The organism is Paenibacillus sp. FSL R7-0331, from assembly GCF_000758645.1.
Classification (GTDB): Bacteria; Bacillota; Bacilli; order Paenibacillales; family Paenibacillaceae; genus Paenibacillus_AQ; species Paenibacillus_AQ camerounensis.
The window spans coordinates 2,782,203-2,807,553 of the sequence record NZ_CP009284.1; the positions used below are offsets into that span (position 1 = coordinate 2,782,203).

Consider the following 25,351-nt stretch of genomic DNA (forward strand, 5'->3'; position numbering starts at 1 on the left):
AAGCAGGTGATTACCATAGACAGCAACTCTGTTAACCCGAAGCTGAACTCAGCACCCTTATTCACAGCCATTGCCTACACCATCGTAGGGCTCATTGCCTTAATCTGTGTCCTGCCGTTCATCGTGCTGGTCTCGGGAGCTTTTTCATCCGAAAGCGCAATTTTGCAGGAGGGCTACTGGTTCTGGCCCCGTGACTTCTCGCTTGAAGCATTCAGCTATATTTTCCGCTATCCCGCGGACCTGCTGAACGGTTATAAGGTCTCAATCATCGTTACGGTAGTTGGCACGGTGCTCTCATTGTTCATCTCCATGATGGCGGCTTATGTCCTGTCCCGCAAGGATCTGAAGCACCGCAACGCCTTATCCTTCTTCCTGTTCTTTACAACCCTGTTCAATGGGGGGCTGGCTCCATACTACATCTGGATCAGCCGCAATCTTGATTTGACCAATACCTATGCTGTGCTGATTCTGGCGCCGATGTTCAATGTGATGTACATCCTGATTCTTCGCAGCTTTATCCGCGGGTCTGTACCGGAGCCGCTGCTGGAGTCAGCCAAAATTGACGGAGCCGGAGACTTCCGGATTTTCCTGAAGATCGTGCTGCCGCTGACCAAGCCTGCGCTTGCTTCGATCGGAGTTTTTACAGCACTGGCTTACTGGAATGACTGGTGGACCGCGATGATGTTCACGAACAAAGACCACTTGATTCCGCTGCAGTATCTGCTGTACAAGATGCTGTCTTCCATCAATCTGTCGGCTGCGATGTCCCAGCATGTATCCAATCTGGATATGCCGAAGGAGACCTTCAAGTTGGCGATGACTGTGATCGCGACCGGTCCGATTGTGCTTATCTTTCCGTTTGTGCAGAAGTATTTCGTAAGCGGTATCACCATTGGTGCCGTCAAGGGCTGATATAGGTTCCGCCAGACTGCGGAATGTATATAGATTCATTTATCAGATACAAGGGAGGCCAGAATGATGAAAAGGGTTAAAAGAAAAGGGCTATTGGTATGGAGTGCAGCCATGCTGTTGACTTCCGTTCTTGCGGGTTGCGGCGGGAACAACAATAACAGTACGCAGAATGCGGCTACAAATGCTCCGGCGGGAGCGGCAACCCAGGCACCGGCGGCAGAAAGCGGCAAGCCGGATAACAGCAAGGAAGTGAAGCTGTCCGGCTTCTTGCTCGGTGAAGCGCCAAAGGGCATGCCTGAGGTGATGGAGGCGCTCAACGAGAAGCTGAAACAGGACATTAATGCTACGCTGGAGATCAACTATATCGGCTGGGGAGATGTGGCCTCCAAATATCCGCTGATCCTTGCTTCCGGCCAGGATGTAGACTTTGTATTCACAGCAGACTGGAACTTCTATGTCTCGGAGTCCAACAAGGGCTCGTTTCTTGAACTGAACGAAGACATGATCAAGACCAATATGCCGAAGTACTATGCCAATCAGGACCCGGCTGCCTATAAAGCGGCGGAGGTCAACGGTAAGCAGTATATGATCCCTACCACAACGCCAGACCGCAAGGTGAATGTGATTGTGCTGCGCAAGGATATTATGGACAAAGCCGGACTTACGAATCCGACCCGCATCTCCGAGCTTACTCCGTACTTTGAAGCGGTAAAACAGAATTATCCCGATATGATTCCGCTTAACCTGGATTCGCAATATGACCTGCCGACCCCATTCGGGGCGCTGGCCAGCGAGAAATTTGCTTACCCGGGTGCGCCGCTTGATTCCGGTGACCCTTCTTCAGTCGGCCTGTTCACCGACAATGAGGACCCGGAAGGCAATATTCTCAGCATTACAGACGAGCCTGTACAAAGCGCCTTCAAATATGCGGCGGATACGATGAAGCAATGGTACGACGCCGGCTATGTGAACAAGAACCCTTACTCCAATAAGGTCCGCTCCAAGGATAATTTCATTGAAGGCAAGGCAGGCGTTGCTTTCGGCAATTCCATCGACATCCAGGCTACCCTTGCCGCCAGCGCGGATAAAGGCATTGAAACCTACGTGATGCCGGTGCTGTCCCCGTCAGGCCATGCTCCTACCAGCAGCTGGCTGAACAATGGCGTCGCCATCGCCGCCAATTCGGCCAATCCGGAGCGTGCCCTGCAGGCACTGGATCTGATTATGCAGGATGAAGCCTATGTCTACCTGGCTTACTATGGAATTGACGGCAAGAACTACGCCGTAACCGCAGACGGCAAGCTTACCCTGCCGGAAGGCATTACACCGGAAACGAATACCTACCCTGCGGATGCGGCCGGATTCTGGTTCGTCAACAAGGATTATTTTAAACCAAGCGTCTCGTGGACGGATTCCTACATCGAGCTAAACAATAAAATTAAAGACCTGCTTGCACCGCCGACCTATCTTGGCTTCTCCTTCAATTCGGAGAAGGTAAAGTCGGAAATTGCCAACCTGAAAAATGTCTCCTCCCAGTACTATCTGCCGATTACAATCGGATCTGTTAAGGATGTTGATGCTGCATTTGCCACACTGAATGACAAGCTGAAGGCGGCGGGCATTGAAAAGGTAAAAGTGGAAGTGGAAGCTCAGACTAAAGCCTTTTTAGGGAAGTAAGGAAGCAGGATGATGTCATCAAGCAGTCCGGTTAAGATTACCGCCTCCACATATAAAGGCTTTCATTCTGTCGTACTTGACAGCGGGCTGATCAGGCTGGAAACCGTGCCGGAAATCGGCGGTAAGCTGGTTTCGATTCTATATAAACCGACAGGAAAGGAATGGATGCTGAACTCCGGCTTGCGCAGGCTGCGGAAGCCGGATTACGGCTCATCCTTTGCTGATGGGGATATGAGCGGCTGGGATGAGTGTTTTCCGACAATAAATAGCTGTCATTGGGTTATAGGGGCGAAGGGTGTTATCCCTGATCATGGGGAAATATGGCCGCTTCCCTGGGATTGCAGGCTCAGGGCAGATTCAATTATCAGCTCTGTACGCGGACCCGTGGTTCCGTATGTGTTCACCAGAACCATCTCCTGTCCTTCCGCAGACATCATCCGGTTTGATTACCATGTCGACAATCCAGGTGACGAAACCTTACCTTTTCTATGGGTTCCGCACCCGCAGTTTGCAGTTACTGAGCCGACACGGGTGGTTATACCAGAGAACATGAGAGAGCTCCTGTGTGTATATGGCGGACATGGGCTGAAGACCGGAGGGCTTTACAATTGGGATCAGCTGTCACTTATTATTCCGGCAATGACGGGAGACGGCAGAAAGCTGTATTACCCGGGGAACATTCCCCAGGGCTGCTCCGGTTTATATGGTGAGCATAGCGGTGACTTCCTGTGCCTGACGGTTCCGGCGGATAAAGTACCTTACTTGGGCATCTGGGTGGATGAAGGGATGTTTAATGACCGGGTAACCTGTGCGCTGGAGCCGGGCATCGGCTATTATGATTCACTGGATATGGCAATGCGCAACGGAACGGCCCGCCTGATCCCGCCCCGTTCGTTCTTTTCCTGGCATATGGAGCTGACTCTGGGAAACGGGATGGACAATATGATGAAGATCTATAAATAAATGCTGCTGTAAAGTCCCGGCCGGAGCCTTCTGGTCCGGGATTTTTGTGGTATTAAGCAAGCGCTTACGATAAGCTGTAAAGGAGATAGATCAGCTGTCTGAGAGCAGTTCCAAAAGGAGAAACCCAAGTGAGTGATTTAAGATTCAGCAACAACGATGCAACCTTTGAGCTGACGCACCGTCAGGCGGAGTCCCATAACATGCCGGTATTTCACCTCCATCCGACATATGAAATCTATTATTTGCTGTCCGGAAAAAGAGAGTTTTTCATCCGTGACCGGACAATGGAGATTCAGGAGGGGGATGTGATGATTGTATCGCCTAATGTGCTTCACCGCACGACGAATGCGGCTGAGCCCCAGCATGAGCGGCTGATCGTGAACATCCACAGGGACCTGATGCTGCCAAGCGGGGTGGGCGGCCAGGAGGTATTTGCTCCGCTGCTTGGGGCAGACTACCGGATCATCCGGTGCAGTATACAGGAGCGGCTGTATACCGATGAGCTGGCCAGAAGAATAATCGGCGAGGTTCAGCGCGGTGAGCCGGGGTTTGAGCTGTTTGTACTGACGCTGGTTCAGCAGCTGATCCTGTTTAGCTGCCGCAGAATGACAGAGGACAATGAGGAGCCGGCTGAATACCCCAGCCCGATGCATGAGCGGATATCCGGTATAGTCCGGTATATCAACGAGCATTACATGGAGAAGCTGTCGCTGCAGCTGCTGGCAGAGCGTTTTTTCATCAGTCCGTATTATTTAAGCGGGTTCTTCAAGAAGGCGACAGGGTTTACCTTTGTGGAATATGTGAACAGCGTACGGGTAAAGGAGTCCATCAGGCTTTTGGCTGACACCGGCTTGCCTGCTCATTTGATCGCGCGTAAGGTGGGGTTCGGCAGTGTGAGCCACTTCGGCAGGGTATTCCGGCAGGTGACCGGGAAGCCGCCGTTATTTTACCGCAAGATATAAGAAGGATTACGCCTTTTCCGCAAAAAATGCGCAGATCGCTGTGTTACTATCGGGTTGAGAATGAATTGAATCCGAGGAGGAGCACCGCTCATGACCGAGAAAACAGTACTAACCCCTATCGCCTGGGGAGAAAAAGCCTGTGAAGCGCTAATGCACAAATTTGAACCGGAGCAATTGCCGCCGCATTATTTTCACTATCATCAGGGCGTTTTCTTATCCGGAATGGAAAAGATCTGGCAGCAGACCGGCGAGGATAAATACTTTGACTATATTAAACGCTGGGTGGACTCTCAGGTACAGCCGGACGGCAGCATTAAGGAGTTCCACCGGGAACAGCTGGATGATATCCAGCCGGGTGTGCTGCTGTTCAACCTGTATAAGCAAACGGGGGATGAACGCTACAAGACAGCGCTGTTTACCCTGGTTCCTTTGCTGAAAAGCTGGAAGGTTAATGAAGAAGGCGGATTTTGGCATAAAGACCGTTACCCCAACCAGATGTGGCTGGACGGGCTTTATATGGCAGGGCCAATTGCGGCTATGTTTGCTGAGGCTTTCAGCCAGCCGGAGTACATCGACATGATGACGTTCCAGGCGCTGCTTGTGCATGAGCATACCTATGATGCCCGGACCGGCCTGCTGTTCCACGGCTGGGATGCCAGTAAGCAGGCACCGTGGGCTGATCCGGTTACCGGGCAGGCGCCGGAGTTCTGGGGGCGTGCTATCGGCTGGTACCCTGTGGCGCTGCTGGAAATGTTCGAATATATGCCGGAGGACCATAAAGACAAGGCCAGGCTGGCAGAAATTACGAAGGAGCTGCTGATTGCCCTGACAAGGTTCCAGGACCCGGCAACGGGGCTATGGTATCAGGTGACAGATAAGACTGATCATCCTGATAACTGGCTGGAGAATTCCTGTACTGCCCTGTATGTACATGCGATTGCCAAGGCTGTCCGCTTCGGTTATCTGGATGAACGTTATATGGAATATGCCTGGAAAGGATATCAGGGCGTAATTGACACCTTGATGGTTGATGATGAGGGTTATGTGGTTATCGGCAACATCTGTATCGGAACCGGCATCGGCGAATATGCCCATTACATCGCCCGTCCCACCTGTGAAAATGATCTGCATGGCGTAGGCGGCTTTCTGCTGATGTGCGCGGAGATGAGCCTGGCTAAAACTAAGAGTGCAATCTAATTTGTTCATAAAATAATAGTATAAAAAAAACTACTGATGCTCATCAGTAGTTTTTTTGTTATGCATCTTTTAGATAAAAAGATTATGATTCGCTGAAGCCGCCTCACCCAAATAATAACCGACTCCGCCGATTTTAATCCCGTCCATGAGCTCCTCCTTATGGATGCCCATAACATCCATAGACATTTGACAGGCAACCATGTCCACACCCTGTGCGGCTGCGCTTTGAATGAGCTCTTCAAGAGAGGCGACATTGTGGCCTGCCATGATGCGGCGGATCAGCTTCGGACCTGCACCGAGCATGTTCATTCTGGATAAGCCGAGCTTACGGCTGCTCGAAGGCAGCATCATGCTAAACATCCGTCCGAGCACGGTTTTCGATACAGACGGAGGCTGCGGCTTGCGTAATATGCTCAGACCCCAGAAGGTGAAGAACATTGTTACTTTGCGGCCGCTGGCAGCAGCCCCGTTGGCAATGATAAAAGAGGCTATCGCTTTATCCAGATCACCACTGAAGACAACCATGGTACTTGCCGGCTCCGCAGCAGAAATAACACCAGAAGAAGGTGAAGGGGACGGCTTCGTCTTGGCAATTACCGCTTCTATGATACCACCGGGGCTCCGATTCAGCTGAAGAAGCTGGGCACCGGACATAGACGCCCATGCCTTCACATCCTCATAAAATCCGGGATCAGAAGCTTTTACACGCAGGCTCTGGCCCTCAGCCAGCTGATCCATAGTCTGCTTGATCTGCATTAACGGGCCCGGACAGCTTAAGCCGCATACATCTAATTCGTTGTCCGCCTGAAAAGGAGGCTCGCTTATACCTGAGCCCTCATCACTGTTAAACAGGCCCGTTCCGTTACTGCTGTTCCATCCCGGGATGGGATCAGGCTTATACTGCGACTGCCGGTACGTTTTATAGCCGCCGCTGAGGTTTTTTACTTGATAGCCATGCTGTCTCAGTATTTGGGCAGCAGTATATCCGCGCAGGCCAACCTGACAATAGACCCAAATCTCCTTGGAAGCGTCCAGCTCATGCATCCGTTCGCGGAGCTCATCTACCGGTATGGATATTGAATCCGGGATGTGCCCGTTCTGATGCTCCAGTACGCTGCGTACGTCAAGCAGGATGGTTTGTTCAGGCTCGCGCAGATCGAGCTGGTCATAGTTGAAAAGCTGTACACGGCCGGCTAAATTATTTTCTGCTGCATATCCGGCCATGTTAACCGGATCTTTTGCAGACGAATATGGAGGGGCATACGCCAGTTCAAGCTCTGCCAGATCACTGATATGACCCCCGAAATGAATAGCTGCGGCTATCGCATCAATCCGTTTGTCCACCCCGTCATAGCCGACTGCCTGTGCGCCAAGAATTTTACCTTCCGGCGTATACAGCAGTTTAAGGGTTATCGGACTTGCGCCGGGATAGTAGGAGGCATGGGACCCGGGATGGACGATGACCGCCCTATAGCTGACTCCAAGGCGTTTCAATGTCTTCTCATTGCTGCCTGTCGATGCTCCGGTCAATCCGAATACCTTAATAATGGATGAGCCTTGGGTTCCTTTATATACGGAATTCAGTCCGGCAATCCGGTCGGCAATGATTCGGCCTTGCTTGTTGGCGGGGCCAGCCAGCGGAACCGCCGTCCTGGTGCCATGAATGAAGTCCATAACCTCAATTGCATCACCCGCAGCATAAATATTCGGGAGATTGGTTTCCAGCGCTTCATTAACAAGGATATGTCCGCGTTCGCCAAGCCCGATTCCGCTTCCGAGCAGAAAAGCTGTGTCCGGAGTAACCCCAATCGCCAGAATGACCAGATCTGCAGCCAGCAGGCGGCCGTCGGCAAGCTCTACGCCAATACCTCCGTTAATGGACCTGAAGCCCTGGACACGCTGTGAGAACAGCAGATTAACACCATGCTGTTCCATTTCCTGGGCTATAGAAGCGGACAGTTCGGGATCAAAGGGTGCCAGCAGCTGCTCGTTACCTTCAATCAGTGTTACATCTAATCCGGCCTCCCTTAAATTTTCAGCCATTTCGACACCAATAAATCCGCCGCCGATAACAATAGAATATTGGTTGTTATGAGAAGTAATAAGTGCTTTTATGCGATCAACATCCGGAATGTTGCGGACGGTATGGATGAGCGGATGATCCTTCCCCGGCAGATCCGGAATGACTGGACGGGCACCTGGTGATAAGATCAGCTCATCGTAGCCCTCTTCGTACAGCCCCCGTCCCTCGCTCTGGACTTGAACCGTACGTTTGACAGGATCTACGCCAACAACTTCGCTCTGTATCCGCACATCAATCCGGAAACGGTCAGCCATGCCTTTAGGGGTCTGTACCAGCAGGCGTTCGCGGTCCGAAATTGTACCGCCTATATAATAAGGTAAGCCGCAATTGGCAAATGAGATGTAAGGGCCTTTCTCAAAAAGAATAATTTCGGCATGCTCATCCAGACGGCGCAGACGGGCTGCTGCGGAAGCACCTCCGGCAACTCCGCCAACAATCAATACTTTCCTGCTCATGATTCACAATCTTCCTCTCCAAATAAAATAAGTATAATTTGCGCAATCCGTTGATCAGCAAGTACGTAGTTCACTTCCAGGCCATTGCGCTCGGTCGCAACAATGCCTGCACTGCGCAGCTTCTGCAGATGTTGGGAAACGGTTGATTGCGGAAGGTCCAGGCATTCCTGCATATAGGATACATTACATTTCTTCTTACGCATCAGACCGCGGACAATGCACAACCGGACAGGGTGAGACAAAGCCTTTAGTAATTCAGCCAGTTCGTTAAATTGCTTGGAATCACTGTCAAGAAAAGCGCTATTATTCATGGTGTACCTCCCGTTTGTTATATATCCTTATATTCGAATAATACGATATAGTTTCTGCAAAGTCAAATGCTGCGGGAAATAGAACTTTGCTCCGCAAACGAGGATCAGCCAGAAAAGCATAATGATCCGGGCTTACTTTTATCCAAAATGAATTTAACGTGTTATACTTTTAAGGTATGAACAGGAAAACGGCGCAATACGGGTACGGAGGTTTGTAATGAAAGCTCGGAATGAGGATCATCTTAACGTTTTAATGCAGTTGTTTATTATCTTTTTTAAGCTGGGACCTTCGACCTTTGGAGGCGGCTATGCCATGATCGCGGCGATTGAGCGGGAAATTGTGAATAAAAAGGCCTGGCTGGAGCCGGATGAGATCGGAGATATGGTATCGGTTGCCGGTTCCGCCCCGGGAGGGGTTGCCGTCAATTCGGCTGCTTTTGTGGGATATAAGCTAGCAGGTGTTGCTGGAGCGGCCGTTGCCGTTTTTGCAATTACGCTGCCCACCATTCTCATCGTACTCATCCTGAGCATACTAGGCATGCTGTTTAAGGATGTTCCCAAGGTAGAGGCTGCGCTGAAAGGAGTGCATGCTGCAGTTGTGGCACTAATTATTGTGGCTGCTGTAAAAATTGGCAAGGCATCTATTATGGATATTCCCACGCTGCTGATTGCATCTGGCTGTGTTGTTCTGCTGCTGTTCACACCGCTTCACTCCTTGTATCTGATTCTGGGGGGACCAGTCGCAGGAGTCTCTATTATAGCGGTCAAAAGGGTTTTGGGACTCTCGGCACAAACGGAGAAGAAGGTGAAGGATCAGCAGGCTGATTTGAATTACCTCGAATATTACATCTGAAGGTGCTGGTAACATGTTAGGTGAATTGTTTGTTTTGTTCCTTAAGGTTGGACTGATCTCATTTGGCGGCGGTTATGCCGTGATTGCACTTATCCAACGCGAGATTACGGAAAAGGGCTGGGTTACAGCAGGGCAGTTCCAGGAGCTGGTTGCATTGGCAGGGATGGCACCGGGCTCGATTGCAACAAATACAGCCACATTGATCGGCTACTCGCAAATGGGAGTGATAGGCGGAATCGTGTCTACAATAGGCATTATTCTGCCATCGCTCCTGATTGTCATTCTGTTTACCGCATTTTTTCTCCGGATGAAAAGCAATACCTGGGTACGTTCCTCTTTTTACGGATTACGTCCTATTATTACCGGGCTCATCATTTATGCAGCCATTCATTTTGGGATAGGGAGCACTAACGGATCTTGGGTAAGCTGGTCAGCTGCCGGAATGATTCTGATCTGTGCAGCAAGTCTGATAGCGGTACTTAAATATAAAATCCATCCATTTGCGGTCATTCTGTTATCGGCGGTAGGCGGGATTGTTTTGTTCTAAGCTGCATTATTGTCCATCTAAGTAGTTGCACATCATTAATTCAGTTCATCGGGCAGCCGGATAACCGGCTGCTCTTTTTTTGTACCTTACAGCCGGGCGCTTAAACCCTGCAACTATTTCATAGTCCGGGCGTCTAATAGATTGCATTCCATTATAATCCAATTAGAGAGGTTAACAGGAGGGGATTTCATATGCAGCGACATCGTTTGTTTATCAATAACCGCCGGCTGACGGTCATGCTGGCCGCTGGCTTGTTCACGCTGGCTGCTTTTTTCGGACTTGGGAACACCTATGCACATGCTGACCGCTGGGAGGTGTTTGACCAGGGTGAGCATTTATTTTTTCCGGAAGGTCCCATTGAGATAGACGGGGTTGTTATGGTGCCGCTGCGTCCGGTTGCAGAGCGTTTTGGCTATACTTTTGAATCTGTAGACAATAAAGAGATCGTTCTCAAGGATGCAAAGGGATACAAAGCTGTTATCCGGCTAGGGACCAAGACAGCGCTGCTGGGACATGAAGGCGGCACAAAAACCCAGCTGTCGGCCCAAGTTCCCCGCAACTTCAACGGTGCCTGGTTTATTGATCTTGCGCTGGCAGGCGCGATGGGCGGCCAAGGCCATTCTACAGTTCCCGGAACGAACCTGATTCAACTGCGACCTGTGACCGGTGATGCCAAAACAAAGCTGGAGAGTCAATATTGGTTCAATTTCAATGTCAAAGGTGAAACCGTGTCCGTCGATAATCAGGGGCAGGAGCAGCTGAAGACGTCCTATGCATCAGTGCTTGATTTTGGTTATGAGGAACTGATTCCGGTAAAAAAATCCGGTTACACCGCAGGCTTCATGAACCGTTCTGGAGAATTGGCTATCGAAGCGCCGCATTACCAGCTGGGCCAGTTCAGCGAGGGTCTAGCCTGGTTCAAGGATCTGGTCAAGACGGAGAGCGGCGGGATTACTGTGAAGATGGGCTATATTAACCGTGCAGGCAAGGTGGTCATTCCGGCCATTTACAACCGGGCCAATGATTTCTCGGATGGGCTTGCGAAGGTATCCGGAGCCAAAACATTCTACATCGACCATAACGGCAAAACGGTAATTCCAACCGTAACCGGGCTGCAGAGCAGTGAGTCATTCTCAAATGGCCTGGCTGCCGTTACCGTACGGACAATAATCGGCGGTAAAAGTGTGATCCGTACAGGCTTCATCAACACCAAAGGCAAGTGGGCAATCAAGCCAATTTATGACTACGCCGGTTCATTCTCTGAAGGGGTCGCTACAGCAGCACTGAACGGAAAAAGCGGTCTAATCGACATCAAAGGCAACTGGATCGTGAAGCCCAAATATAGCGGGGGGAGCACGTTCCTCGGACAGTTTCACGACGGATATATTTTGCTGGCCATTAGCGGCAAATACGATTATACGTACCGGCTCGTGGGTACCAAGGGTAATATTATTGCTGTTCCGGGTGCAGGGCAAATTGCCGGTTTTGGCGATGGGATCCTCTCTTACTATGGGGATAACGGAATGGGCTTCATGAATCTGGCAGGCAAAGTAATTGTAAATCCTGCCTACAGCTTTGGGGGGAATTTTACTGCCGGAGCTGGTAAAGCCTTCAAGGGTTTAATGAACAACGAATATTCTGCATTTCTGATTAATAAAGTCGGTGAAGTTGTGTGGAGTGAGGAGTAGATTCGAAATGAACATGTGGTGCAGGCTTATGAGGTGCATAAGGAGCGGGCAGGCTTAGCATACCGGACTTTAAAGGGCTGATGATCCATTACTGGCAGAACCTCCGCTGAATTGTATGGGACTCCATTCAATCCAACGGAGGTCTTTGCTGTATCAGTACTTCCGGCGGTTGCCCTTCTTCACAAAATCCCAATCCACCTCGACATTCTTTCTGACCCTGTGCAGCAGCTGGTGCAGGGTCTCTGACTCTTCCTTAGTGAGCCCGTCCAGGGCAACGAGGTCCGTGTGATCTGCTTCTCTTTTCAGAAAGGCATACACCTGATCTCCTTGCTCTGTAGTATACAGTCTGTTCCATTTCTTGTTGAACTCATCGTCCTTTTTTAGGATAAACCCCTGGCGTTCAAGCTTTTGAACTGCGCGGGCTACGGTTGTCCGGTCTACCTTAAGCATCTCGGCCAGCTTCTCTTGAATGATTCCCGGATGCTCATATATGCGTACCAAATATAAATATTGCCCTTTTGTAAGATGAATTTCTTTAAATTCTATATTACTTATTGAGTCCAGGGCTCTGGCTATCATTCCGACTTCACGAAGGATCTCTCTCATAGGATCACCTTTCAATATTTGATGGATGCTACAGGTATAACTTGCATTTGCATGTTGTATTTACAACAAAGATGATATCATATATAATCGTCCTTGTCGTTGAACTCATTGTGACGGAGGAGTGGAAGGAATGGATATCAGGATTGATGATCTGACCGGTAAGGAAATTGTTGCACTCATAACCGAGCATCTGCAAAGTATGTTTGATCAATCTCCGCCGGAGAGTGTACATGCTTTGGGCATAGACAAGCTTAAAGGACCGGGTATTACCTTCTGGAGTGCCTGGGAGGAGGGGGAGCTACTAGGCTGCGGCGCGCTTAAAGATCTTGGGAATCAGCACGGGGAACTCAAATCTATGCGCACTTCCAGGCAGCACCTCAGAAAAGGCGTTGCCTCCAAGCTGCTGGCTCATATTCTTGAAGAAGCGGACAAGCTGGGATACCAGCGGTTGAGTCTGGAAACAGGGTCTACAGACGGCTTTGAAGCCGCCAGAAAATTATACGAACGATTCGGATTTGAATACTGCGCCCCGTTCGCAGATTATGAGGAAGATCCCTATAGTGTGTTTATGACAAGAGTGACTGCTTCCTGAACTCAATTAACAGACATTAATACCAATGAACCTGATAAAGGATCATTGGTTATTTCTGTTCTACGCCGTGTGCCGGGCATTCAAGGCTCATTGGATTATGAAAAAAATTTCATTTTGCGTTAAGCGCCGTGTTATTTTAACAGGTTATAATGATAGCTATAAGTAATGTCACTATTGGAGGCATAAAGGATGCGCATCCTGGTAATAGAAGATGAGGAAGGCTTGTCTGATTTTATTACACTGGAACTCAAGCATGAAGGTTACGAGGCCAGGCCCGTCTATGACGGAAGGGAAGGCTTGGAAGCCGCGCTCGGCGAGGAGTGGGACATTATCCTGCTGGACCTGATGCTGCCCAAGCTGAACGGTATTGAAATTTGCCGGCGCGTCAAGGCCGTAAAGGATACGCCGATCATCATGATTACAGCGAGAGACAGTGTGATGGACAGAGTTACCGGCCTGGATAGCGGAGCTGATGACTATATTCCGAAGCCTTTTGCCATTGAAGAGCTGCTGGCCAGAATCAGGGTAATCGTGAGAAGGAATGAGAAGCTCAGCAGCCAGCCCTCCATGTTCCTTGTATTTAAGGATTTAGAGCTGCATATTGACTCCAGAATGCTGAAAAAGGGCGACCGCTGGATTGAGCTGACTAAGAAGGAATACGAGCTGCTGTTTATTTTAATGAAAAATATCAACCGGGTACTGACACGGGAAATGCTGGTCGAGCAGGTCTGGGACTACGATGTGGGGATTGAAACCAATGTCGTAGACGTGTACATCAGGCATCTCCGCAACAAGCTGGAGACCGCCGACAAGGAAGAATATATACAAACCATCCGAGGAATAGGATATATAATGCGGGATGAGAAATAAAAGAAAGCTTTCCTTAAGAAATATAAATATTAAGTGGAAACTTACTCTATGGGCTGCTTTTCTGCTGCTCTTTCTGTTTCTGTCCTATAATCTGCTGCAATATACTGTGATCCAAAACTGGGTGAACAATCACGAAAAGGAAATTATCCGCAATAACATGGCAGAGATTGTTGCCTTTATCCAGGATTACGGGGACAGAAGCGATCTGGCAGAGGCCAAGGAATATCTAGAGATTCTTAATGAGCGCTACCAGCTGATCCGGATTGTCGGCGCCGATCACACCCCGATTCTAAGCTTGTCTGACCATGTGCCTGAAGATTGGGTTCAGCCGAGAAATGTCAGCTCAGAGGAGCTGCTTGAGGTATCTCCCGGGGGAGATGCGCTGTTAATCTACAGAAAGCCTGTGGAATTTGACGGCTTCAGCGGTACGGTTGAAATCGTTCGGAATCTTGAGAATTTTGAAAGCTTAATCAATCTCAGCACCACGCTGTTCATCATCACCGGCTTGGCAGCGCTTGTGCTGAGTCTGGTGGGAGGCCGGCTGATCTCGTTCCAGCTGCTTAATCCGATCAATTCGATGATTCGAACGATGAAGCGGATCAGGGAAAACGGGCTGAATGAACGTGTCCAAATCAGCAATCATCAGGATGAAATGACCGAGCTGTCACTGATGTTCAACGAGCTGATGGACAGTCTGGAGAAGTCCTTCAAGCAGCAGCAGCAGTTTATTGAGGATGCCTCACATGAATTAAAGACGCCGCTGTCCATCATCCACGGGCATCTGTCCATGATCAAACGCTGGGGCAAGGATGACCCGGAGGTTCTGGGCAGATCGATTCAGCTCAGCTTGAATGAAACGAACCGGCTGATTCAAATGGTCTCCGAGCTGCTGATTTTGACAAGGGTTGATGATTCCGGCGCTGCCGCCAAGGAGTTCCAGGAGACGATTAGAGTAAAGCAGGTTATCGGGGAGATTGTTGAGAATTTTCAGACACTGAACCGGGAATTCCTTATCAGCACCCGGCAGGAGATCAGCGATGATTATATTCTGCGTGTGCAAAAAAGCCATTTTCAGCAGCTGATGATCATCATTCTGGATAATGCGATTAAATACTCCGGCCCCGCCAAAGAGATCCGCATAAATACAGCGCTGACAAACGGCAATCTGGAAATAGCAGTGACGGATTACGGAATGGGCATACCGGAGGATGAACTGCATCTGATCACTAACCGGTTCTATCGCGTGGACAAGGCGCGAAGCCGCAAGCATGGAGGTAACGGGCTGGGACTTGCCATTGCAACCAGATTAATGGGCAGCTACGCAGGTAAGCTGGAGATAACCAGCGTATATGGGGAATGGACCAGAGTCACCTTACAGTTTCCCTTATCAAATGAACAATCAGCAGGCAGTGACAAGGAGGTGTAATCATGATCCAGAGCAGGTCTTCACAGATAAACGAGTCTTTTCTGCAGGTATTGAATGCACGGCATCAGGCAATTGCCGAGAACATTGCCAACGCGGATACGCCTAATTACAAGAAGAAGACGGTGGAATTCGAGGAGCAGCTCAGGCGTGTCATCAACAGCGGCTCGCAGCAGGAGCTGGATGTCAGAAGGACCCATGATAAGCATATCTCCATCAGGGATACCGGAGCCCCCGTCATTCCGTACAAGATTTCCAGAACAAGCGATACAGCGATGAATAACAACGGGAACAATGTGGATGTGGATCAGGAAATGGCTATTCTGGCGCAAAATCAGCTGATGTACAATTACATGGCCGATAAGGTCAGCGGGCATTACACGAAGATAAGAGATATGCTGCAAAATTTGAAATAGTATTGATGAAAGAGTGCAGACCGCGATGTGCGGCTGGGCTCTTTTTTGCATGTTCAGTAGGAAAAACGGTTATAGCTCCAATGTCTTGCATCCTAAAAATATTTTTCCGACAACAAGCGACACACTGTCAGGCGAGATTATATTACTATGTAAAAAGACCCAGATTAATAGTTGAAGGAGCAATCTAACATGTTAAACAGCTCATTAAAGAAAGAAGCAGTTGTGAAGCTGAAAGCTGCAATGCACAAATATGAGGTTTCTACTGAAGCGGTAAAGGGTAATGCCATCAAATTACATAATGCCAGGACTTATGGCGCCGATGTTATCAAAAAAGTGGAGGCTTATATAAATACACTTGCTAATACCCCGAAGGAGTTTGCCAAGAGTATTGAACAGGTTCGTATTAATCTGGCCAGCTTTAAGGCGTTGAGTGAAATTTCATATGATGAAAAAGCAATGATTAAGCTGGCTGGAGGCGGCGCAGCAGCGGGTGTAGCAGCAGGTGTGGCTACGGCTGCACTTGCCCCAACGGCAGCAATGGCGATCGCTACTACATTCGGCACAGCTTCGACCGGCGCTGCTATTTCCGGACTGACGGGAGCTGCGGCTACAAATGCGGCATTGGCTTGGCTGGGCGGCGGTGCACTTGCAGCCGGCGGCAGCGGTATGGCAGGGGGCAGTGCCCTGCTCGCCCTGGCAGGACCAATCGGCTGGGGCATTGGTGCTGCGAGTCTTGCAGCCGGTGGTTTTCTTGCCAACAAGAAGAACAAGGAGGCAGCGATCAAAGCAGACAATGAGCGGGTGGAAATTGTTAAAGCGACCAGGGTGCTGGAAGCTACTAATACCGAGATTGTGCACCTGAAGGAATCCACGCAGAAGCTTGCAACCGGCCTAGAGCAGAGTCTGCTGACCTTTACCGGGGCTGTCAGATCGATTCGGTCCTTTACGGAGTTCAGCCAGGATCAGCGGGATGTTCTGCGGGCGATAATTAACAATACGGAAAGCCTGTCGGCGTTGTTTATGAAGGAAGTCGGCAAATAAGATGGCTTCACAGGTGTGGAAGGACCAGATTACTGCTGCCGGTATTGGCGCGTTTAATGACTGGAAACAGGAGGCTGCTGCCCGTAATATTGACCAGACTGTAAGGGACATGCTGGCCGCTCAAGGACAACAAGAGTCGTATTTCGAAAATGCCCTGGGCCAGATGCAAAAAATGCGCCAGTTCCTTGCTAAGCCGGATAATATCCTGGGTTCCCAGCAGACGAAGCATGGAGAAGTGGCGGAGCAAATGGAAGTGCATGTGCGCAATGCCCGGGCAGCACTGCACGGCATGCCGGAGGTAGCTACCTTTGAAGGTGTCGGAAGAACGGCACCGGAGGATTTTATACTAAACGGCATTAAGGTTCAGTCGAAGTTTATCAACGGTACCAATAATACACTCAAGCATGTGCTGGAGCATTTTGAGAAATATGAAAGTTTATCGATGGACTACACAATTCCAAAGGATCAATACGAGATCGTTCAGACTATCCGCGCTGGTGGTACACCGGCCGGTTTAAGCGAAAAATCTGTCCGGGCCATTCTTCATAAGGTGGAGGATCTTGAACAGCGTACCGGACGGAGCTTCCAGGATGTAGTCAAGCCTTCTATCTCAGAATATAAGGAAGTCCAGCTGGGTACAGCAGGCGGGACAGTTACCAAAGTTCAGGATCAGCTTGTGGATGAAAACCAGCGAATCCAAAAAGACATCCGTCAGGATGGAAAAGAAAAAGTGAAACAGATTGAAGCGCAAAAGGCTCCTTCCATTCGGGAAGGAGTCAAAGCAGCGGGGACGGCTGCAGCTGTTACAGCTTCGTTAACCGCAATTACCGTCATTTACCGTAAGGTGAAGGAGGGGAAAAGGCTTCAGGACTTTGAACGGGCGGATTGGCAGGAGATCGGGCTTGATGGTGCAAAGGCCGGAGCGAAGGCGGGTGTTACAGCCGGAACTATTTATGCGCTGACTAATCTGACCTCACTATCCGCTCCATTTGCCGGAGCAGCAGCCAGTGCGATGATGGGGTTATCCTCCTTGATGGCAGATTTAAAGCGCGAGCAAATCTCCATGGATGAATTTGTTACACAAGGACAGGTGCTCTGCATCGAAGCGGGAATCGCGGCGACAGGGGGAGCCATTGGCCAGATGCTGATTCCGGTTCCTGTACTGGGCTCCATTATAGGGACAGTAACAGCTAACCTGATTTGGGGTTTTGCCAAGGGGAAGCTTGAGGCAAGAGAGCTGGAATTAAAGCGTATGCTTGATGCTTACACAGATTCCATACTGGCAAAAGTGGACCAGGTCTATCAAGAGATCATTACCCGGATAAACCAGACATACAGCCGGTATCATTCACTGATGGAAGCAGCCTTTGATGTGAAGGCGAATTCGGCCGTGCTGGCTGCAGCTTCCGTTGAGCTGGCAGTGGAGATGGGGGTGGAGGAGTCCAGAATCTTGCGGACCGACGACGATTTGTTTGACTTTTTTATGGGATAACCATTTAAATATGATAAAAGATTGAGCATAAGTAAGGAGGCGGCGCATTGTGCCGTCTCCTTTTAGATTTGAAAACATGAATAAAGATGAATATTTACCCCATTCCCTGCAAATACCAACAATGGGGGGATGTCTAATGGAACAGCAGACAACATTTAGTAAGCGCGAAGAGCCGGAAATGCTGTCTTCAGATCTGGCGTTCAATATTGAGCGGATGCAGCTGGAATTTCTGAATTGTTCAGATGTGTTGTACCGGCACTGCAGTATCGGGGGAATAAACCGGGCAACGCTGATTCATGTGGACGGGATGTGTAATGTCCAGGCGGTGGATGAGTTTGTGCTGCAGCCGCTGATAGAGCATTTCCGCAGCAGTTCGCGGGTGGATGAGGTCCGGAAGGTTGAGCTGAAGGAGATTTTTATACCCTCGATAAAGATCAGCATCGTCTATGAAACACAGAAGGTTATTAAGGCGATCCTGCGCGGGGAAACAGCTATTTTCACAGAGGGAAATGCGTTTGTAATGCTGGCCGATCTGGTCAAAATGGAGCAGCGTTCCATTGAAGAGGCTACTTCGGAAAAGGTTGTGCGCGGGCCGCGGGATGCGTTCATAGAATCGCTTCGTACCAATACCTCTCTGCTCCGGCGGCGGATCCGCTCCTCCAAGCTGAAGCTGGAATGCATGACGCTGGGCAGGCTGACGGAGACAGAGATTGTGATCGGCTATATGGAGGGTATCGTTAAGGAAGAACTGGTCAAGGAAGTGAGGAAGCGTCTGCAAACAATTGAGCTGGACGGTATTATTCATTCCAGCAATATCGAAGAATATATTGAGGACAATATGTTCTCGCCGTTTCCGCAAATTCAGAATACAGAGCGTCCGGATGTGGCAGTCTCCAGCCTGCTGGAGGGCAAAGTCGTTATCATCACGGATAATACGCCTTTCGTGCTGATTTTACCCATGACCTATTGGACTGGACTGCAGGCTGTGGACGATTATACTGACAGGTTTATCTACGCTACCTTTGTACGCTGGATCCGGTATACCTTTGTTCATGTTTCTCTTCTGCTGCCCTCACTGTACGTGGCCTTGACCACATACCATCTGCAGGTAATCCCGACACCGCTTGTGGTCAGCATCGCCTCTGCCCGGGAAGGCGTACCGCTGCCGGCTGTGATTGAGGCGCTGATCATGGAATTTATATTCGAAGGCCTGCGTGAAGCCGGCATTCGGCTGCCCCAGCAGGTTGGACCGGCGGTCAGTATTGCGGGAGCTCTGGTTATAGGGCAGGCGGTTGTGGCTGCGGGAATTATCTCAACTCCGATGGTCATTATTGTTTCCCTTACTGGGATTGCTTCTTTTGCCTTTCCGGTCTATAACCTGGGGACGGCTTACCGGATGCTCCGGTTTCCGCTGCTGTTCGCCTCGGGGGTACTGGGCTTCTACGGAATTGTATTGTTTCTCATTGTACTGTCTGTTCATATGGTAACGCTGGAGCCTTTTGGTGTGCCGTATATGTCACCCTATGCGCCGATGACAATCCGTAATCTGAATGATGTGCTTGTCCGGGCGCCCAAATCCAAGATGCGCTGGCTGCAGCCGTGGCTGGCCCAGAGCGGGGCTGCCCGGTTCCCCAAACGAAAGAAATAACAGGCGGAAAGGGGCGCGGAGGTATGTACAGAAAAATAACGGCGTTGATTCTGATACTGCCGCTGCTCCTCACTGGCTGCTGGGACAGGCAGGAGCTGAATGATCAGGCCATTGTGCTGGGCTGGGGAATGGATCTGGAGAAGGAGGGAGTCTACCTGGCGACCGCCAATCTGGTGCTCCCGCTCGCTTCGAAATCTGGCGGACAGCAGGGCGGGGAACAGGGCGGCCGTTCCGGCTTCATGACAGAAAGCGCATATGGCAAAAACAACCGGGACGCGGAACAGAACATGCAGAGAAAGCTGTCGAGGGTTATTTTTCCGGGGCACCGGCGTAATATCTTTATCGGGGAAAAGCTGGCGGAGCATGGCGTCTTCTCTATCCTTGATGAGTACGGACGAAGCCCAATGGTCCGGCCGCGGACGAATATTTTTGTCGTCAAAGAGGGGACGGCGCAGGATGCAATGAGCCTGGCATACCAGCTTGAGACTAATCCGGCGATAGCAGTGCAGAAAATCCAGGAGAAAAGCGGTGCGCCGATCAGCCGGTCGTTGCTCGACTTCTACATCATGGCTAATGGCACCGGCTGCGGAATTATGCCCGCGCTCATGATTTTGCCCCCCGAAGTGAAGATGGACAAAAAAAGTAAAAATGACAGTCCGCCGCAAACGACACTCAGTTTATACGGGGCGGCTATTTTTAACAGTCAGCTGAAGCTGGCGGGTTATCTGAATCATAATGAATATTGGGTCAGACTGTGGATTACGGATCAGCTGACCGGCTGGAATTTTACTACAATTGTCAATGCTATTGATGCTGATCAGCCGGGCGGGGCGGCCGCAGATGCATTATCCGGAGCGACAAGCAGCCAGGCTGTAACAGTGAACGTGGATACCTTCAAGAGTCAGATCACTCCTGTTTTTGACGGTGAGCTGCCTAGGTTCCGCATTCGGCTTCAGGGAAAGGGCTACATAGAGGAAAATGACTCGCCGCTGAATCTGTCCAAAACGGAGAATATAGAGAAAGTGGAGGCCCGGATGAATGAATACCTTGAAGAACGGGTCAAAGAGGTCGTCAAAAAGGTGCAGAAGGATTTCAAAAGTGATATTTTTGGGCTAGGAGACAAGCTTCACCAGTTTCATCCCTACCGCTGGAAGAAGCTTGCCGCTGACTGGGAGACTGTCTTTCCGGACATTGAGCTGGATATAAAGGTTAAGCTGAATCTCACGGGAACTGGAGTTACAGGCGAATCCCTGCTGCCTGACAGAGAGGGCGGTGATAAGTAATGAAGATCAGCAACCGTCAGCTGTTCTGGATGATTCTGATGATGGAGATCGGCATGAACCTGCTTATCTCGATGACAGCTACGATACACAATGCCAAGCAGGATGCCTGGATTTCCTACATTGTGGCTGGAGCAGCGGGGCTGATCATCACCTATGCCGCCGCCCGGCTCAGCTCCCGTTATCCGCACCAGACTCTAATACAGTACAGCACAGCCATTCTGGGAAAATGGGGCGGGAAACTGATCATCATCCCCTTTATCCTCCAGTGGTTCTGGGTGATGAGCCTGATCCTCAGAGATGAATATCTGTTCATCCGCCTAAGTGTTCTCTACAAAACACCGGACTGGGTTGTGATCGGTACGATGATTGGTGTGGTGCTGTATACCGTATACCATGGAGGGATAGAGGCGATTGGCAGAGTCAGCGAGCTCTGGGGACCGATAGTTATAGTTATTCTGGCGCTAACCTTAGGCCTGACCTTTAATAATCTTAACTGGACAATGGTGCTGCCTGTATATGCAGATACAGGGCTAATGACAATTGTAGAAGGAGCGCTTGCCCCTGTCTCGCTGCTGGGTGAAGCTGTGCTGCTTATGATGCTGTTTCCCTTTGTGGAGCATCCCGGACAAGAAACGCGCAAAGCCGTGCTGCTGGGAGTAGGGTTCTCATCATTCCTGCTGCTGCTCGGCGTTCTGTGGGTCATTATGACCTTTGGTCCGGCGGTTGGGAGCCGGCTGCAATTCCCGTTTTTTGAGATGGTCAAGCTGGTCTACCTGATGGAGTTCATTCAGAATATGGATGTTTTTGTGATGGCAATATGGCTGGTCTGCATCTTCGTGAAGCTGTCGATTTACATGTTCATTACCTGTTATGGATTGGCACAGTGGATTGGGAAAACGCGCAGCTGGAAAAAAATCACTTGGCTGGCAGCACCGGCAACCTTTATTCTCACGATGCTGGTCATCAAGCTGAATCCGCCAGCGGGCCTGCTGTTGAAGGGAGTCTGGGTCCGGTATGTGATGCCGGTGAATATGGTTGCGATTCCGTTGTTTTTACTGGCAGTTTCTTTTATCCGCCATGGAAGGCGTTCAGGAGGCTAGTCCGGGGTTGTTATGTTAATTATGAAAACACACGGAGCATGTAATATGCTGCCGTGTGTTTCGTGTGTGTTTGTATTAAATATTCGTCAGTGATGCAGCCGGGCGATGACCGCGTGGAGATGCCAGCCGGCTTCTCACCGGTGGTGGCACAGGAGCATCCGCTGGTGGGCTATGGCGACTGGCCGCGGCTGCTCGGCTACAATAAGCTTGCTGCCAAGCCGGAGGCCAATGAGCTGCTGAGCTATAATAGCGATGCCATTCTGACCGTAAGCACCTTCGGTGAAGGGAAAACCGCTGCTTTTGCCAGCGATTGCTCCCCGCATTGGGGCTCGACGGAATTTATGGACTGGCAGCCTTACTCTGCATTCTGGTCTAATTTCGTTAAGTCGCTGCAATAGATGAAGCTATACTGGACAGCTTTACGGATGAACCGCACCTTTTGAGGGCGGTTCATCTTTTTTTTACGGTAAATTAACTGTATTAATGAAGAATTATAAAGATATTAATACAGATAAATCATTATATTTTATAAAAAAGAAATTTACCTAAAAATAATTATAAATGGATATGATTGACAATTTGAAAGAGAGAAACTAATATAAGAACAACTCACATACTTACACATCGATTTTCTTTATGGATTATAGGGAAAGGAGGTGACAGATATGGCGGCAGTTGCTGTACAACAAACAGCAGGCTTATTCTCCGGCTTGCTCGAACGTATGGAGAATATTGATTTTGTTAAACAATTTGCTGATAGTCCTGAAGCTGCTTTGAGAGCATCTGGATTGGGGATCAGCCTTGCTGACTTTACGAAGCAATTAAGCGAGAATCCGCAATTATTTGAAGCGGTTGTAGGTAAGCTTTCCAATAACGTGGAGTTTATCAACAAATCGAACATTGCAATGAGTTCATGTGATCAGCCAAAATAAATCGTTTACTTACTGTTGAGCTGAGTATGGGACCTTATCCATACTCAGCTTTTAATTAAGGAGAGCTGAATGTATGGATACAGAAATCTACAGTACAGCTACACTTTCCGATCTTGAGGAGATGTCCCGGTTACACATCCCGTTCATGAAAGAGCTGCCCGCTGAGCTTGAAGCATGGCATAGCAGACTAATCAGATGGGAAGTGCTCAAAAATAATGGCCTTATTATGGGATGCCACCGGACAGTGCTGCTTTCAGGATGGGGATTCTTATACGGGGTCTATGTCCGTCCTGAGAATCATAATATCTGGAGCTGTTATCAATTGGTTCAGCACACCGTAGACTCCCTTTCCGGATGTGTAACGGATGGCTTTATTACATGGATTGACGACATGCCCTCCTGGAAATCTGTGATGATGAAGCGGCTGAAATTCAGTTCATCCGTCAGACCGGTCTACCGGCTGTTTTTTAAGGATACCGGACTTCAGCGGCTGCGGCAGGCAGAGATTAAGGACAGCTGGCTACAGTGGCGGTACGCTGTGCCAGAAGACAGCACCGCTATTGAGAGTCTTGCAGAAGCACAAAGCTCTTTTATTGATAGTGTCAATCTGAGCGGTGATTTTACTAATCCGGAATCAGGCTGGTTTGTCGGAGAGGATGAACTGGGAATAGCCGCAGGCATCCGGTGGTGTATTTATGGAGATACATTGTTCGCAATGTTTACACTTTCTTCCAGACCTGAACTGGATATCACGGCAGCTATTGTTCAATTGCTGGCTGTGCTGAACCGTGACGGGCTAACTACATATAGAATAAACCTGGAGCATCAGCGGAAAATTACGCTCCTTCGTCTTTCGGGATTCTCGCCGTATACCAATGAGTGCGGTCATGAAACCCATTATCTTTTCAAATCCGTTAAAGGAAATGTGCTATGCGAAACTATAAGGTAATTCTGGTCAATCTTAATTCACTGCCGAATCTGGGATTCAGTCCGGTTTTCCCGGTAGGAGCCAATTATGTATGTTCACTGTTATCCGAAATGGGCGCAGAAGTTGATTTTATCGATTTTGTGCAGCGTCCGGACTTGCTGGAAACCTTGGATTTTTTGGAAAAAGAGTTCGACTGCATCGCATTCTCCATCAGAAACCTGGATTCCATGGAGCTGGATGGTGAATATCTGGTAGATTATTATCTGAAAATCACAACCTTTATTATAGAGCAGGGCAGGCAACGGAATCCCGATGTAAAAATTCTTCTGGGAGGAAGCGCCTTTACCGCCTACCCCAAAGGATTTGCTGAAGTATTTCCCTTTGATGCCGCTATAGACAGCGATACAGAGGAACGCTTATTTCAATTTATTACTGGCCATATCGAAGAAATGCAGGATGACCAGCTTGCGGGTATTGGCGGAACCTGCCCTGAACGGTTTGCATTCGAAATTAAGTATCAACCGGAGCTTGTGAAGGCTTATCTGGCACTTGGGGCGAAGCAGATCGGCATTCCGACCCGGTGCGGAGGCCGTTGTCCGATGCAGTGTATTTATTGCTCTTACGGTTTGCTCGACCAGAATACCCATTATACCCGTCCACTGAACCTTTTGCGTAATGAAATTATCCAACTCTATCAAATCGGCGTAAGAGAGCTGTTCTTTACTGATTCTTTAATCAATATTTCACCTGAGCATGCCCGGAATCTTTGTCTGTTGCTGATTGAACTTAATCTGCCGGAGCTTGAATGGACTGCATATGCCAGGCCGACCCGCAATGAAGAGTTTTTGAGGCTGGCGGCTCTCTCAGGCTGTAAGACCTTGAGTGTTTCGTTCGATACCTTTTCTCCCGCTATGCTGACAAACTTGAAAAAAGGCTTTTCTGTTCATACCATCAGCAGATTCATAGCCCTATGCGCCCAATATAAAGTAAATCTTGTAGGTCTGCTGTTATTCGGCGGTCCTGGAGAAACAGAGCTGACTATTAAAGAAACCTGTGAGTTTGCCAACCGGTTTCTAGAGCCGGGTCAGCTTTTCTTTTCCTTTGGGATAAGGATCTCACCGGGAAGCGGACTGGAAACGCTGCTTGGGCAAACGGGCAATGAGCTGCTTATTCCGCACTTTCTGGGCTTTGATGAACGGATCTTTGACTTTGTGCTGACTCACCTGGACGGCAGATTTATCTCAATGAACCTTCTGCTCAAAATCAGTAAATGGAGAGCAGCCTATAAGGCGATGTCTTGTAAACAAACAGCACACCCCCAGCTTTCTATGGTCTGCCCAGAGTGCTGAGCTCCTGAAAAGAGGTGCAATCC

Annotated in this window: 24 protein-coding genes; 21 read left to right on the forward strand and 3 right to left on the reverse strand. The window is 49.5% G+C overall.

Annotated features, from left to right (window positions below):
• Positions 1–6: 6 nt before the first annotated feature.
• The 5 genes from R70331_RS11385 (at position 7) to R70331_RS11405 (ending at position 5,711) form a co-directional block, all read left to right on the forward strand.
• Complete coding sequence (locus R70331_RS11385; RefSeq protein WP_231576452.1) at positions 7–912, forward strand: carbohydrate ABC transporter permease; 906 nt, start codon at positions 7–9, stop codon at positions 910–912.
• A gap of 63 nt (positions 913–975) precedes the next feature.
• On the forward strand, positions 976–2,589 hold the full coding sequence (locus tag R70331_RS11390; protein WP_081947584.1) for an extracellular solute-binding protein: 1,614 nt from the start codon (positions 976–978) through the stop codon (positions 2,587–2,589).
• 9 nt (positions 2,590–2,598) lie between these two features.
• Positions 2,599–3,552 (forward strand): aldose epimerase family protein, encoded by a 954-nt coding sequence (locus R70331_RS11395; protein ID WP_156131110.1) that lies wholly within the window; start codon positions 2,599–2,601, stop codon positions 3,550–3,552.
• A 128-nt stretch (positions 3,553–3,680) separates the two neighbouring features.
• Positions 3,681–4,514, forward strand: coding sequence for an AraC family transcriptional regulator (locus R70331_RS11400; protein ID WP_042175477.1), 834 nt, complete (start codon positions 3,681–3,683; stop codon positions 4,512–4,514).
• Between the two features lie 90 nt (positions 4,515–4,604).
• Positions 4,605–5,711: a glycoside hydrolase family 88/105 protein gene (locus R70331_RS11405; protein WP_042175479.1), complete on the forward strand. Its 1,107-nt coding sequence runs from the start codon at positions 4,605–4,607 to the stop codon at positions 5,709–5,711.
• Positions 5,712–5,780: 69 nt separating this feature from the next.
• On the opposite strand, the gene R70331_RS11410 is transcribed toward R70331_RS11405, so the two are convergent.
• Both R70331_RS11410 and R70331_RS11415 read right to left on the reverse strand, forming a co-directional pair.
• A complete protein-coding gene (locus R70331_RS11410) occupies positions 5,781–8,249 on the reverse strand; it encodes a DsrE/DsrF/DrsH-like family protein (protein ID WP_042175481.1) in 2,469 nt (822 codons plus the stop codon).
• On the reverse strand, positions 8,246–8,560 hold the full coding sequence (locus R70331_RS11415; protein WP_042175485.1) for an ArsR/SmtB family transcription factor: 315 nt from the start codon (positions 8,558–8,560) through the stop codon (positions 8,246–8,248). The genes R70331_RS11410 and R70331_RS11415 overlap by 4 nt, the downstream gene beginning before the upstream one ends.
• Positions 8,561–8,777: 217 nt before the next feature.
• Between R70331_RS11415 and R70331_RS11420 the strand changes: the two genes are divergently transcribed.
• The 3 genes from R70331_RS11420 to R70331_RS30480 all read left to right on the forward strand — a co-directional run bounded on the left by R70331_RS11420 (position 8,778) and on the right by R70331_RS30480 (position 11,648).
• On the forward strand, positions 8,778–9,413 hold the full coding sequence (locus R70331_RS11420) for a chromate transporter (protein ID WP_042175488.1): 636 nt from the start codon (positions 8,778–8,780) through the stop codon (positions 9,411–9,413).
• Positions 9,414–9,426: 13 nt separating this feature from the next.
• On the forward strand, positions 9,427–9,960 hold the full coding sequence (locus tag R70331_RS11425) for a chromate transporter (protein WP_042175490.1): 534 nt from the start codon (positions 9,427–9,429) through the stop codon (positions 9,958–9,960).
• A gap of 191 nt (positions 9,961–10,151) precedes the next feature.
• The gene (locus R70331_RS30480; protein WP_052419024.1) at positions 10,152–11,648 is read left to right on the forward strand and encodes a WG repeat-containing protein; all 1,497 of its coding nucleotides are present in this window, start codon (positions 10,152–10,154) and stop codon (positions 11,646–11,648) included.
• 153 nt (positions 11,649–11,801) lie between these two features.
• On the opposite strand, the gene R70331_RS11435 is transcribed toward R70331_RS30480, so the two are convergent.
• Positions 11,802–12,254 (reverse strand): MarR family winged helix-turn-helix transcriptional regulator, encoded by a 453-nt coding sequence (locus tag R70331_RS11435; RefSeq protein WP_042175492.1) that lies wholly within the window; start codon positions 12,252–12,254, stop codon positions 11,802–11,804.
• 130 nt (positions 12,255–12,384) lie between these two features.
• Between R70331_RS11435 and R70331_RS11440 the strand changes: the two genes are divergently transcribed.
• From R70331_RS11440 to R70331_RS11500, 13 genes are all read left to right on the forward strand, one after another.
• Complete coding sequence (locus tag R70331_RS11440; RefSeq protein WP_042175495.1) at positions 12,385–12,846, forward strand: GNAT family N-acetyltransferase; 462 nt, start codon at positions 12,385–12,387, stop codon at positions 12,844–12,846.
• 189 nt (positions 12,847–13,035) lie between these two features.
• Positions 13,036–13,716 (forward strand): response regulator transcription factor, encoded by a 681-nt coding sequence (locus tag R70331_RS11445; RefSeq protein WP_042175498.1) that lies wholly within the window; start codon positions 13,036–13,038, stop codon positions 13,714–13,716.
• Positions 13,706–15,142, forward strand: a complete 1,437-nt coding sequence (locus R70331_RS11450; protein WP_042175499.1) for a HAMP domain-containing sensor histidine kinase — start codon at positions 13,706–13,708, stop codon at positions 15,140–15,142. Before R70331_RS11445 ends, R70331_RS11450 begins: the two co-directional genes overlap by 11 nt.
• A 2-nt stretch (positions 15,143–15,144) precedes the next feature.
• The gene (flgB, locus tag R70331_RS11455) at positions 15,145–15,555 is read left to right on the forward strand and encodes a flagellar basal body rod protein FlgB (protein ID WP_042175500.1); all 411 of its coding nucleotides are present in this window, start codon (positions 15,145–15,147) and stop codon (positions 15,553–15,555) included.
• 189 nt (positions 15,556–15,744) lie between these two features.
• Entirely contained in the window at positions 15,745–16,596 is an 852-nt protein-coding gene (locus R70331_RS11460) for a hypothetical protein (RefSeq protein WP_042175502.1), read from the forward strand.
• A gap of 1 nt (position 16,597) precedes the next feature.
• Positions 16,598–18,088, forward strand: coding sequence for a hypothetical protein (locus R70331_RS11465; RefSeq protein ID WP_052419025.1), 1,491 nt, complete (start codon positions 16,598–16,600; stop codon positions 18,086–18,088).
• 136 nt (positions 18,089–18,224) lie between these two features.
• Complete coding sequence (locus tag R70331_RS11470; RefSeq protein ID WP_042175504.1) at positions 18,225–19,736, forward strand: spore germination protein; 1,512 nt, start codon at positions 18,225–18,227, stop codon at positions 19,734–19,736.
• Positions 19,737–19,759: 23 nt separating this feature from the next.
• On the forward strand, positions 19,760–21,019 hold the full coding sequence (locus tag R70331_RS30485; protein WP_052419026.1) for a Ger(x)C family spore germination protein: 1,260 nt from the start codon (positions 19,760–19,762) through the stop codon (positions 21,017–21,019).
• Positions 21,019–22,119, forward strand: coding sequence for a GerAB/ArcD/ProY family transporter (locus R70331_RS11480; RefSeq protein ID WP_042175507.1), 1,101 nt, complete (start codon positions 21,019–21,021; stop codon positions 22,117–22,119). The genes R70331_RS30485 and R70331_RS11480 overlap by 1 nt, the downstream gene beginning before the upstream one ends.
• Positions 22,120–22,211: 92 nt before the next feature.
• A complete protein-coding gene (locus tag R70331_RS11485; protein ID WP_081947585.1) occupies positions 22,212–22,517 on the forward strand; it encodes a glutamine amidotransferase in 306 nt (101 codons plus the stop codon).
• A gap of 267 nt (positions 22,518–22,784) precedes the next feature.
• Positions 22,785–23,051: a hypothetical protein gene (locus tag R70331_RS11490; RefSeq protein WP_042175510.1), complete on the forward strand. Its 267-nt coding sequence runs from the start codon at positions 22,785–22,787 to the stop codon at positions 23,049–23,051.
• Positions 23,052–23,124: 73 nt separating this feature from the next.
• On the forward strand, positions 23,125–24,000 hold the full coding sequence (locus tag R70331_RS11495; protein ID WP_042175511.1) for a hypothetical protein: 876 nt from the start codon (positions 23,125–23,127) through the stop codon (positions 23,998–24,000).
• On the forward strand, positions 23,982–25,328 hold the full coding sequence (locus R70331_RS11500) for a B12-binding domain-containing radical SAM protein (RefSeq protein WP_042175513.1): 1,347 nt from the start codon (positions 23,982–23,984) through the stop codon (positions 25,326–25,328). Before R70331_RS11495 ends, R70331_RS11500 begins: the two co-directional genes overlap by 19 nt.
• Positions 25,329–25,351: the final 23 nt, after the last annotated feature.

Coding starts and splice junctions, on each gene's coding strand:
- R70331_RS11390 (WP_081947584.1), top strand. CDS start 976: ATGATGAAAAGGGTTAAAAGAAAAGGGCTATTGGTATGGAGTGCAGCC.
- R70331_RS11395 (WP_156131110.1), top strand. CDS start 2,599: ATGATGTCATCAAGCAGTCCGGTTAAGATTACCGCCTCCACATATAAA.
- R70331_RS11405 (WP_042175479.1), top strand. CDS start 4,605: ATGACCGAGAAAACAGTACTAACCCCTATCGCCTGGGGAGAAAAAGCC.
- R70331_RS11410 (WP_042175481.1), bottom strand. CDS start 8,249: ATGAGCAGGAAAGTATTGATTGTTGGCGGAGTTGCCGGAGGTGCTTCC.
- R70331_RS11415 (WP_042175485.1), bottom strand. CDS start 8,560: ATGAATAATAGCGCTTTTCTTGACAGTGATTCCAAGCAATTTAACGAA.
- R70331_RS11420 (WP_042175488.1), top strand. CDS start 8,778: ATGAAAGCTCGGAATGAGGATCATCTTAACGTTTTAATGCAGTTGTTT.
- R70331_RS11425 (WP_042175490.1), top strand. CDS start 9,427: ATGTTAGGTGAATTGTTTGTTTTGTTCCTTAAGGTTGGACTGATCTCA.
- R70331_RS30480 (WP_052419024.1), top strand. CDS start 10,152: ATGCAGCGACATCGTTTGTTTATCAATAACCGCCGGCTGACGGTCATG.
- R70331_RS11435 (WP_042175492.1), bottom strand. CDS start 12,254: ATGAGAGAGATCCTTCGTGAAGTCGGAATGATAGCCAGAGCCCTGGAC.
- R70331_RS11440 (WP_042175495.1), top strand. CDS start 12,385: ATGGATATCAGGATTGATGATCTGACCGGTAAGGAAATTGTTGCACTC.
- R70331_RS11445 (WP_042175498.1), top strand. CDS start 13,036: ATGCGCATCCTGGTAATAGAAGATGAGGAAGGCTTGTCTGATTTTATT.
- R70331_RS11450 (WP_042175499.1), top strand. CDS start 13,706: ATGAGAAATAAAAGAAAGCTTTCCTTAAGAAATATAAATATTAAGTGG.
- flgB (WP_042175500.1), top strand. CDS start 15,145: ATGATCCAGAGCAGGTCTTCACAGATAAACGAGTCTTTTCTGCAGGTA.
- R70331_RS11460 (WP_042175502.1), top strand. CDS start 15,745: ATGTTAAACAGCTCATTAAAGAAAGAAGCAGTTGTGAAGCTGAAAGCT.
- R70331_RS11465 (WP_052419025.1), top strand. CDS start 16,598: ATGGCTTCACAGGTGTGGAAGGACCAGATTACTGCTGCCGGTATTGGC.
- R70331_RS11470 (WP_042175504.1), top strand. CDS start 18,225: ATGGAACAGCAGACAACATTTAGTAAGCGCGAAGAGCCGGAAATGCTG.
- R70331_RS30485 (WP_052419026.1), top strand. CDS start 19,760: ATGTACAGAAAAATAACGGCGTTGATTCTGATACTGCCGCTGCTCCTC.
- R70331_RS11480 (WP_042175507.1), top strand. CDS start 21,019: ATGAAGATCAGCAACCGTCAGCTGTTCTGGATGATTCTGATGATGGAG.
- R70331_RS11485 (WP_081947585.1), top strand. CDS start 22,212: ATGCAGCCGGGCGATGACCGCGTGGAGATGCCAGCCGGCTTCTCACCG.
- R70331_RS11490 (WP_042175510.1), top strand. CDS start 22,785: ATGGCGGCAGTTGCTGTACAACAAACAGCAGGCTTATTCTCCGGCTTG.
- R70331_RS11495 (WP_042175511.1), top strand. CDS start 23,125: ATGGATACAGAAATCTACAGTACAGCTACACTTTCCGATCTTGAGGAG.
- R70331_RS11500 (WP_042175513.1), top strand. CDS start 23,982: ATGCGAAACTATAAGGTAATTCTGGTCAATCTTAATTCACTGCCGAAT.